Source organism: Kitasatospora sp. NPDC001539 (assembly GCF_040298565.1).
In the GTDB taxonomy this organism is placed as follows: Bacteria; Actinomycetota; Actinomycetes; order Streptomycetales; family Streptomycetaceae; genus Kitasatospora.
The window spans coordinates 1-9,632 of sequence record NZ_JBEPAK010000258.1; the positions used below are offsets into that span (position 1 = coordinate 1).

General features: G+C 74.8%; 8 protein-coding genes and 1 pseudogene. 6 read left to right on the plus strand and 3 right to left on the minus strand.

What is annotated here, in order from left to right; genetic code table 11:
- Positions 1 to 33: 33 nt before the first annotated feature.
- From ABT247_RS28165 to eccE, 3 genes are all read right to left on the minus strand, one after another.
- Positions 34 to 2,274 (minus strand): MinD/ParA family ATP-binding protein, encoded by a 2,241-nt coding sequence (locus ABT247_RS28165; protein ID WP_350747796.1) that lies wholly within the window; start codon positions 2,272 to 2,274, stop codon positions 34 to 36.
- A gap of 130 nt (positions 2,275 to 2,404) precedes the next feature.
- Positions 2,405 to 3,172, minus strand: coding sequence for a hypothetical protein (locus ABT247_RS28170; protein WP_350747798.1), 768 nt, complete (start codon positions 3,170 to 3,172; stop codon positions 2,405 to 2,407).
- Positions 3,172 to 4,566 (minus strand): type VII secretion protein EccE, encoded by a 1,395-nt coding sequence (gene eccE, locus ABT247_RS28175; RefSeq protein WP_350747800.1) that lies wholly within the window; start codon positions 4,564 to 4,566, stop codon positions 3,172 to 3,174. Before eccE ends, ABT247_RS28170 begins: the two co-directional genes overlap by 1 nt.
- Before the next feature lie 198 nt (positions 4,567 to 4,764).
- Between eccE and ABT247_RS28180 the strand changes: the two genes are divergently transcribed.
- The 6 genes and pseudogenes from ABT247_RS28180 to ABT247_RS28205 all read left to right on the plus strand — a co-directional run.
- Positions 4,765 to 6,441 carry a type VII secretion protein EccB gene (locus tag ABT247_RS28180; protein WP_350747802.1) on the plus strand — a complete coding sequence of 559 codons (1,677 nt, stop codon included), beginning with the start codon at positions 4,765 to 4,767 and terminating at the stop codon, positions 6,439 to 6,441.
- Between the two features lie 181 nt (positions 6,442 to 6,622).
- Positions 6,623 to 6,925: a WXG100 family type VII secretion target gene (locus ABT247_RS28185; RefSeq protein WP_350747805.1), complete on the plus strand. Its 303-nt coding sequence runs from the start codon at positions 6,623 to 6,625 to the stop codon at positions 6,923 to 6,925.
- A 102-nt stretch (positions 6,926 to 7,027) separates the two neighbouring features.
- Complete coding sequence (locus tag ABT247_RS28190) at positions 7,028 to 7,318, plus strand: WXG100 family type VII secretion target (protein WP_350747808.1); 291 nt, start codon at positions 7,028 to 7,030, stop codon at positions 7,316 to 7,318.
- 99 nt (positions 7,319 to 7,417) lie between these two features.
- On the plus strand, positions 7,418 to 8,692 hold the full coding sequence (gene mycP / locus ABT247_RS28195; protein WP_350747811.1) for a type VII secretion-associated serine protease mycosin: 1,275 nt from the start codon (positions 7,418 to 7,420) through the stop codon (positions 8,690 to 8,692).
- Positions 8,693 to 8,784: 92 nt separating this feature from the next.
- Positions 8,785 to 9,327: a SigE family RNA polymerase sigma factor gene (locus ABT247_RS28200; RefSeq protein ID WP_350747813.1), complete on the plus strand. Its 543-nt coding sequence runs from the start codon at positions 8,785 to 8,787 to the stop codon at positions 9,325 to 9,327.
- 54 nt (positions 9,328 to 9,381) lie between these two features.
- Positions 9,382 to 9,632 (plus strand): annotated as a pseudogene (locus tag ABT247_RS28205) (hypothetical protein); the annotation flags it as partial.

The following is a 9,632-nucleotide window of genomic DNA, read 5'->3' on the forward strand; positions in this document are numbered from 1 at the left end:
CGCCGACTCCCTGTCGGCGGGCCCTGCGCCCGTTCACTGCTGCGGTGCCTGCGGCGGGTAGCCGTAGCCGGCCGGCGGGGGCTGGTAGCCGTCCGGCGCGGGCGCCGGCGGCTGGCCCTGGGCGGACGGGTAGCCGTAGCCGGGGCCGGGCTGCGGGGCGCCCTGCTGCGGCGGCCACGGGCCCGGGGCGCCCGGCTGGGGCGGGTAGCCGTACCCGGGCGGGGGCGGCGGCGCCTGGCCGGGCTGCGGCGCCCACGGCGCGCCGGGCGCGGGCTGGGGGGCCTGCGGCTGGTACGGGTGCGGCTGCTGGGCCTGCTGCTGCCAGCCGGCCTGCTGGGCGGCCGCCTGCTGGGCCCGGATGATGTCCTCGCCGACCAGGGTGGCCAGGTCGAAGTACGCCTCGCGGACCTTGGGCCGCATCATGTCGAGGTTGACCTCGGCACCGGCTGCCAGGCTCTCGTCGAAGGGCACCACGACGACGCCGCGGCAGCGGGTCTGGAAGTGGGCGACGATGTCCTCGACCTTGATCATCTTGCTGGTCTCGCGGACCCCGGAGACCACCGTGATGCTGCGCTGCACCAGGTCCGCGTAGCCGTGCGCGGAGAGCCAGTCGAGCGTGGTCGAGGCGCTGGAGGCGCCGTCCACGCTCGGGGTGGAGACGATGATCAGCTGGTCGGCGAGGTCCAGGACCCCGCGCATCGCGCTGTACAGCAGGCCGGTGCCCGAGTCGGTCAGGATGATCGGGTACTGGCGCCCCAGCACGTCGATGACCTGCCGGTAGTCCGAGTCGTTGAAGGTGGTCGAGACGGCCGGGTCGACGTCGTTCGCCAGGATCTCCAGGCCCGAGTTCAGGTCCTGCGAGGTGAACTGACGGATGTCCATGTAGCTGCGCAGGTGCGGGATGGCCGTCACCAGGTCGCGGATGGTCGCGCCGGTCTGGCGCTTGACCCGGCGGCCGAGCGTGCCGGCGTCCGGGTTGGCGTCGATCGCGATCACCTTGTCCTGGCGCTCGCTGGCCAGGGTCGCGCCGAGCGCGGTGGTGGTCGTGGTCTTGCCGACGCCGCCCTTGAGGCTGATCACGGCGATCCGGTAGCAGCTCAGCACCGGAGTGCGGATGATCTCCAGCTTGCGGGCCTTCTCGGCCGCCGCGGCCTTGCCGCCGAACTGGAACCGCGGCTGCTGGCGCTGCTGCTTGGGCTGGCTGCGCAGCAGCCGGTCCGAGGACAGCTCGACGGCGGCGGTGTAGCCGAGCGGGGCACCGTGCGCGGTCTGCTGCGGGGCGGCCGCCTGCTGGAACGCGGCGGGCTGCGGAGCGGCGGCGCCCTGCGGCGGCCAGGGCTGCCCGGGGACCGGCTGCTGCAGCTGGCCGGGCTGGCCGGGCTGGCCGGGCTGGGGCTGGCCGGGCTGGGGCTGGCCGGCGGCCGGCTGCTGGTAGGCGCCGGGCTGCGGCCAGCCGAGCTGGCGCGGGTCCACCGGCGCGGCCTGCGGCTGGACCGGCTGCGGCGGGCCGGGCTGAGCCTGAGGGCCGGGCTGCGGCTGAGCCTGCGGCTGCCCGGCGGCGGGCGGCTGTCCGGCGGCCCACGCCGCCTGGGGGTCCCACGCCGCCTGCGGGCCCTGCGCACCCTGCGGGCCCTGCGCACCCTGCGGTGCCTGCGGGCCCTGAGGCGCCTGCGGTGCCGCCGGGGGCTGCTGCTGCGCCTGCTGCTGGACGGGCGGCTGCGCCGGATCCTGCGGAGCGAGGGGCTGCCCCGGCTGACCGGCGGCGGACGACTGCGCCGGGTACGGCTGCGGCGGGCCCGGCTGGGCCACCGCCTCCGCCGCAGGCCAGGCCGCGGCGGGGGCCTGCTGCTCGGGCGCCGCGGCCGGGGCCGTCGCCGGGAAGGGCACGTGCTGCGCCTCGGCCTGGACGGACGGCGCGGGCACACCGGGCGCGGCAGCAGGAGCCGGCTCGGGCGCCGGGCCCGGGACCGGCGGCGGACCCTGCGTCGCAGCCGCAGCCGGAGTCACGGGCGCAGCCGCAGCCGCAGCCGCGCCGGGAGCCTGGGCCGCGCCGGGAGCCTGGGCCTGGGCGGCCGCCCCGGCACCGGGCGCGGGCACGGGCGCGGCGGCCGGGTCGCCCGGAGCGGGGCTGCCGGCCGGCCCACCGCCGGTAGCCGCCGGGGCGTCCGACTGCACGTACCAAGACGGGGGAGTGTAGTCGGGCGCGTCGGACCAGTCGTCGTCGTCCTCCGCCGCGTTGTCGCCGACGTAGACGCCGTCCCGATCGCTGCTCACTAGGGCTCCCTCGTGTTCGCCGCCGCTTGTTCAGCGGTGCCGTTGCCGCAACAAAGACTAGGCCGTACGGCTGCCCCCGTTGAAGGCGGCTTCGCTCCGGACCGGTGTCGACCGGCCCGCAACGGCCGGCTCAGTCCATCCGGCGCGGGCCGCCGAGCACCTGCTGTTCGGCCTGTCCGGCCACCGCCCGGACGTACTGGCGCCGCATCCGGGTGGCCCAGAGCGTCAGGTCGTCGCCGAGGGTCGGCAGGGCGGCCACGACCTCCGGCGGGAGGGACAGCACCCGGCCGGTCAGCTCCGCCTCCTGCGGGGAGACCCGCTGCACGCCGACCAGGTCGGCGGAGTTCAGCACCCGGGCGGCGTTCGGGCCGAGGTAGGGCAGCAGGGTCAGGGTGGTCTGCCAGGGTGCGGCGGAGAGCCGGCTGCGCGGCGGGCGGGCACCGAGGTCGCGCACCACCAGCACCGGCGAGGCCACCGAGGCGCCCTGCGGGCCGAGCCTGCCGACCTGGTGGACCGTCACGCAGGGCTGCCCGCCGCCGGCGGCCTGCGCGAGCGGCCCCCAGAGCTGCCCGCGCGCGGTCTCCACCACGACCCGGGCACCGACCGCGGCCGCGCGCAGCGCGATGATCTGCGCCGTCCACATGCCGCCGACCAGCACCAGGTCGTAGGCGCTGGGGCGGAACAGCCCGAGCACCGCGGGCAGTCCCTGCGGGTCGACCCCGATGACCACGCCGTCGTCGCCGACCGGGAAGGCCAGCGCCCCGAGGTCGGCGGCCTCCAGCACGTGCTTCTCCCGGCGGGGCCCGCGCAGCCCGAAGCCGGGCAGGATCCGCGGCCGGGGCCGGCGCTGCTCCGCGCCGGGCGTCGGGCCGGGGGCGGGGTAGGTCTGGTACGCCATCAGGACGCTCCTCCCAGCGGCAGGGTGGCGAGCATGCCGGGGGCCTGCTCGAGGTCGAGCCGGACCAGGCCGAGCCCGCAGCTCTGCGCCCGTGCCTCGACCTGGCGGCCGACCTGGCCGACCTCGCTCTCGCTGCGTCCGGTCACCCGCAGGTGTCCGCTGACGGTCACCGAGCCGCCGGTGCCGTGCGCGGCGGTCAGACTGAAGGTGCTGGCCAGTGCCGGGGAGCCGGTGATCAGGTTGACCAGGTCCGGCGCGGCGATCCGGCCGGGGGCGCCGCCGGGGCGGCTCAGCTGCGGCCAGCGGGAGATCCAGTAGGTGGTGTGCCAGCGGTCGTCGATCCGCCAGAAGCGGTTGCCCTCCTGGGTGCGGCGGGTGGTGCCGCCGCCGCTGCCGGTGCCCTGGCGCCCGGCGACCGCGATCGGGTTGGCGCAGGTCGCGATGGCCAGGGCGGCGATCAGCTCCCGCTCGTCCAGCACGGTCGCGTTGAACCCGGCGCTGTTGAGCCGCCCGGCCAGCTGGTCGGTCACCCGCTGGAGTGCCTTGCGGGCGCCCTCCTCGCCGCCGCCGCGGGCCCGGACGGCGGTGGCCGCGCGCTCCGGGTCGAGTTTGAGGGCGATCCAGGTCAGCCGCAGCCCGGGGGTGGAGGTGCCGTCCGGCAGCTCGCGGTAGGCGCGGGCGGCCAGCGACTGCTCGGGCAGGTGCGGGGCCGGGGCGGGCTGGGTGTGCTGGACCAGCTGCACCGACTCCAGGGTGATGTCGTCCACGGTGAGCGCCGAGCAGATCACGTCCAGCGGCAGCGGCAGTGCGGTGCGCGCCGGGCGCAGCGGCTGGTCCTTGGCCTGGACGAGCAGCACCGAGCTGAGGAAGGTGCCGTCGCCGACCATGCCGGTCTCCCGGCGGACCGGGCGGCCGCCGAACTCCGCCTCGGTGGCGTGGGTGCAGGTGCGCAGCCCCGGTTCGAGTTCCAGCGCGGGGGCCAGGGCCGGGTCGGTGCCGGGCGGCGGCAGCAGCTCCTTCGCCTGCCGGCGGCGGGACTTGAGGGCGGAGCGGACGCGCAGCAGCTCGGGGATGGTGCGGCCGCGCAGCGGGACGAGCGCCAGCACCAGCAGCACCAGCGAGACCGCGCCGAAGCCGGCCGCGACCGGGCGGCTGATCGTCCAGCCCACCGCGACCAGGGCGACCGCGACCTCGACCAGCACCAGCTGTTGGAGCTTCAGCCGCCCGCCGAGCAGCCCCGGGCGGGGGTTGACGCGCACCTGGACGGGGCCGCCGGCCGTCGGCGGACGGCCGGCCGCGGCCTCGACGGCCGGCCCGCGCCGGGCCCGGCCGGACCGGCGCGGCCTCCCGTCGCCTGCGGTGCCGCGGCGTCCTGGAGCGGTCTGGCTTGGCATCCCCCGGTGGCCCTCTCTGATCCGTTGTCGCGGCCCGGCTGGCTGGTTCGCGGACCGTACCCGTACCGTACTCACCGTCCGCTGCCGCATCGTAGAGGGTTCGGGCCGGATCCCGCCCGGCGGGTGCGGACCGCGGGGCAGGTCGTGCCGACGGGGCCGACCGCGTACGGCACACGTCTGACGAGGGGGACGACGAGGATGGCATCGCGCCGGGACGAGCTGAACGCGTACACCTTCGCCCGCAAACGCACGGTGGGGGCGTTCCTGCTGCCCTCCGGCGGCGGAAGCGACGAGGACGCGCCGCGACCGGTGAAGGCGGTGCTGCCGAGCGTCCTGGTCGGGGCGTTGGTGGTGGGCGGTTTCGGGCTCTGGGGGGTGTTCAAGCCGGCCGCGCCCCTGCAGTGGGACAACGGCAAGAACATCATCCAGGGCAAGCAGTCCACCACCCGGTACGTGGTGCTGACCGACCCGGACGGCAGGACCAAGCGGCTGCACCAGGTGCTGAACATGTCCTCGGCGCGGCTGGTGCTGCCCGCGGAGGCCAAGGTCGTGGTGGTGGACGACGGCGTGCTCGACCGCTACCCGAACCACGGCCCGACGATCGGCATCCCGTACGCGCCGGACAAGTTGCCGAGCAAGGACAACGCGAGCCAGCCGATGAAGTGGGCGGTCTGCGACCGACCCGGCTCGGACGACAAGCAGGAGACCGTCAACCAGGCGGTGTTCGTGGCGGCGGGCGCGGACGCGGCGGCGCTGTCGGCCAAGGACCGGGTGCTCGGCCCGGACCAGCTGATGCTGGTGCAGCAGGCGGACGACCAGCAGGTCTCCGCCGCTCCGGCGCCGGGGCAGCCGGCCGCGGGCGGCGCGAAGGCGTTCCTGGTCGACGCCCAGGGCCGCAAGCACGAGATCGGGTCGCCGCAGTCCGACGACAGGGAGCGCAAGGCGCTGATCACCGCGGTGTTCGGCCCCAACGCGGTGCCGCAGCGGGTCAAGCGGGAGTGGCTGGACACCCTGGTTCCCGGCACCCCGATCACCTTCCCGGACGTCAAGGGGGCGGCCGACACCCAGGGCCCCAACTCCTCGGTGGAGCTGGGGAACCAGGCGGACCGCCGGATCGGCCGGCTGGTGCACTACCAGGACCGCCACTACGTGGTCGGCAAGGACCGGCTCTTCCTGATCACCCCCTTCCAGGAGGAGCTGATCCGGCAGAACCCGGCCTACCAGGTGCTCTACAAGAACGACCAGGACAAGAAGCCGCGCAGCGACGAGCTGACCCCGGCCGAGCAGTCCAGGTACAACACCGACACCCGGCTGCCGGGCACCGCGGACGACTGGCCGCTGAGGACCGGTGCGCCCGTGAACAACTGGCAGGACCGCCAGGACGCCCGGCTGGTGGTCTGCAGCACCTTCGACGGCCTGGCCGAGGACGGGCGCACCCCCAAGCGCAGCGTCTGGGCCGGTACGGCCTACCCGGCGCCGTACAACAACGGCGCGGGCGCCGCGTACGTGACGCCCGGTCACGGCCTGTTCTACCGGGCGCTGGACAACGCCGCCGGCGGCTCCGGCACCGACTTCCTGATCACCGAGACCGGCCTGCGCTACGCCGTCCCGTCGAACGGCGACGGCGGCCGGGCCGCGACCGCCCCGCCCGGCGGCGGCCAGGGCGGCGCCCCGAAGACGCCGACCCCGCAACCGGGCGCCACCGGTCCGGACCAGCAGCCGACCCAGAACCCGGACGACCAACCGGGCGGCAACCAGGCGCGGTTGGGCTATCCGAACGTCCAGCCGCTGCCGGTGCCGCAGCAGTGGTCGAACCTGGTCCCGGCCGGCCCGCCGCTCACGGCGAAGAGCGCTGCGCAGCCGCAGAACGCCTGATCGGCCGGATCCGGCAAAGGACTTGGCGTCAGTGTCATGGTCTGGTAACTACTCGGTGCTCGAGGTTGGGTGAGTTGCGTGTGCCGACTACAGTGCTGCTGGACATCACACGGGTGATGCGGCGGAGGGCTCCTGTGGCGCTCCGTACACGCAATGTTTGTCTCATGGGGGACGGTGGAGCATGGCTGACGGTCAGTTCACGATGACTGCTCAGGAGATGCAGGCTTTCGCCAAGCGCATCGAGGACGCGATCGGCAAGATCGAGGCCGAGCGGGTGAAGCTCGAGAGCACGGTCACCAACATCACCAGCGGTTGGAAGGGCCAGGCGGCGAGCGCCTACACGACGCTGCAGACGCAGGTCAACAAGGACATCGCCGACCTCAAGGAGTCGCTGGGCAAGATCCAGCACGCCATCGAGCTGACCACGAAGCACTACGCGAGCACCGAAGAGGAGCAGAAGGCGCTGTTCGGCAACCAGGGCTGATCGCCCGGTTCGCACTGATCACCGCCCAGTTCCGACCTTCCGCCCGCCGGGGCGCCCGCGGTCGAGCGCGGGGTGCCCGGCCCACTCGTCAAGGGAGACACCGTGTCCGACCACATCCTCGTGAACTTCCAGACCGTCCACCACGCCGCCGAGGAGGTCAAGGCCTCGGCCGGCCGCATCGACACGATGCTGAGCGACCTGAAGAAGGACGTCGCCCGCATCGCCCAGAGCTGGCAGGGCAAGGCCCAGGAGGGCTACCACGCCCAGCAGGTCAAGTGGGACAGCGCCGCCTCCAACCTGAAGGAGACCTGCTCGAAGATCGCGAGCTCGCTGGAGAGCGCCGCGCAGAGCTACAAGCAGACCGAGGACGCCAACGCCAAGCTCTGGCACTGACCGAGCGGTCCCGGACGGGACGACAGGGGCGGGTACCCGGGTTCCGGGCACCCGCCCTTCGGCGCGTGGCAGGGGTGGAGAGACATGAGGGGTGGCAGGGTGTCCCGACACGGGTTCCGTAGGACGGCCGCGGTGCTGGCCGCGCTCGCGGTGCTGGGCGGCCCGCTCACCGCCCCGGCGTACGCGGACGGCGGGCCCGGGCTCGCCGCCGCCGGTGACTGCCCCAAGCCCGCGCCCGACGTGCAGACCGTGCCGTGGTCGCTCCAGCGACTCCTGCTGGACGCGCTGTGGCAGGGCGGGCGGACCACCGGGGCGGGCGTGAAGGTGGCGGTCATCGACACCGGGGTCGACGTCCGCAACCCGCAGCTCGCCGGGCAGGTCCCCTCCGGCGACCCCGAGCACCCCCAGCCGGTGGACAAGGTCCAGGCGGGCCCCAGCCTGCTGGTCAACAAGGAGACCAACCAGCCCGTCGAGGGCACCTCCAAGGACGACCCGGTGGGCCACGGCACCAAGGTGGCCGGCATCATCGCCGCGGCCCGGAGCGACCGGACCGGCTTCGTCGGGCTGGCCCCCGACGCCCAGATCCTCTCGATCCGGCAGAACGACAGCGAGGGCAACGGCGACGTCACCACCCTCGTCAAGGCCATCGACGACGCGGTCGACGGCAACGCCAGGGTCATCAACATCTCGCAGGACGTCCGCGGCGCGGGCGACTCCCACTTCGGCGGCTACGCGGACCTGAAGGCCGCCGTCCAGCGCGCCGAGCAGAAGAACGTCGTGGTGGTGGCCTCCACCGGCAACGACGGCAAGGAGGGCGACACCTTCCCGGGCGCCTTCCCGACCGTGCTGGCCGTCGGCGCCTCCGACCGCAACAACGAGCGCGCGCCGTTCTCCCAGTACGGCTCCTTCGTGAAGGTCGCCGCGCCCGGTGTCGACATGCTCTCCACGGTGCCCGGGGGCGGCCAGTGCGTGGACAACGGCACCAGCTTCGCCGCCCCGTACGTCTCCGGGCTGGCCGCGCTGCTGATCGGCGCGCACCCGAAGTGGACGGCGGCCCAGGTGCGGGCCTGGATCGAGCAGACCGCCCAGCGCACCGAGCGCGACCCGAACCGGTTCGTCGGCTGGGGCGTGGTGGACCCGGTCAAGGCCGTCACCACGGCTCCCGAGTCCGCGCCCTCCGCCGCCGTCCCCGACGCCCCGGTGCAGCTGGCCGCCGCCCCGATCGTGCCGGCGCCGGTCGGCCTCGGCGAGACCCAGGCGGACCGCGACGGGCGCACCGCGACGTACGTGCTCGGCATCGGGGCGCTGCTGGTGGCACTGCTGATCGGCGGCGGCGTGGTGCTGCGCGACCGGCGCCGCCAGTCCGCCGACTGATCCGGAGGATCCCGCGGAGCACCCGTAACATCCCCGCCCTCCCACCGCATCGAAGGAGTGTCAGGGAGCGCGGACGAGGGGCAGTGGCGGGCATGGGGTGGATCCGGAGCGGCCGGGAGGCCAAGGACGCGGAGTTCCTGGACCTCGTCTCCGCCCGCACCGGTCACCTGTACCGCTCGGCCTGCCTGCTCACCAGCGGGGACACCCACTACGCCGAGGACCTCGTGCAGGAGGCCCTCAGCCGGATGTACGTGCTCTGGCGGCGCAGCGCCTTCACCGGCGGCCGGGCCCGGATCGAGAACCCGGCGGCCTACACCCACACGGTGATGGTGCGCACCTTCCTCGCCCAGCAGCGCCGCCGTTCCAGCGGGGAGCGCCCGACCGACGCCCTGCCGGAGCGGGAGGGCCACGACGCGGACAGCAGTCTGCGGCTCACCCTGCTCGACGCGCTCGGACGGATGCCGGCCAAGGACCGCGCCGTGCTGGTGCTGCGCTACTGGGAGGACCGCAGCGTCGAGGAGACCGCGGAGGTGATGCGGGTCTCCTCCGGCGCGGTCCGCACCCGGACCACCCGGGCGCTGGCCCGGCTGCGCTCCCTGCTCGGCGACTCCTTGGCCGAGCTCGCCGCCCGCTGAACCCTGTTGCAGGCCCGCCGACCACATTCGTGACGCAAGGAGACGTGACCAGCCATGTCCGACCCGGACGAGTTCGAGCACGACCTTCTCTACGCCCTCACTCGTACGGGTGAGGGTTTTCGCCCGGAGCAGGCCGACCAGGCCGAGCTGGTCGCGGGCGGGTACCGGCGCGGCCGCCGCCGCTGGCGCCGCCGCTCGACCGCCGCGGTGGTGGGCGGCGCCGCCGCGCTGGCCCTGGTCAGCACCGGCGCGGTGTACCTGGCCGGGAGCGGTTCGCCGTCCGGCGGCACGGCCGCGGTGGCCGC

Bases quoted from the DNA above. Each gene is read 5' to 3' on its own strand.
- ABT247_RS28180 (WP_350747802.1), top strand. From the start codon at position 4,765: ATGGCATCGCGCCGGGACGAGCTGAACGCGTACACCTTCGCCCGCAAA.
- ABT247_RS28185 (WP_350747805.1), top strand. From the start codon at position 6,623: ATGGCTGACGGTCAGTTCACGATGACTGCTCAGGAGATGCAGGCTTTC.
- ABT247_RS28200 (WP_350747813.1), top strand. From the start codon at position 8,785: ATGGGGTGGATCCGGAGCGGCCGGGAGGCCAAGGACGCGGAGTTCCTG.
- eccE (WP_350747800.1), bottom strand. From the start codon at position 4,566: ATGCCAAGCCAGACCGCTCCAGGACGCCGCGGCACCGCAGGCGACGGG.
- ABT247_RS28170 (WP_350747798.1), bottom strand. From the start codon at position 3,172: ATGGCGTACCAGACCTACCCCGCCCCCGGCCCGACGCCCGGCGCGGAG.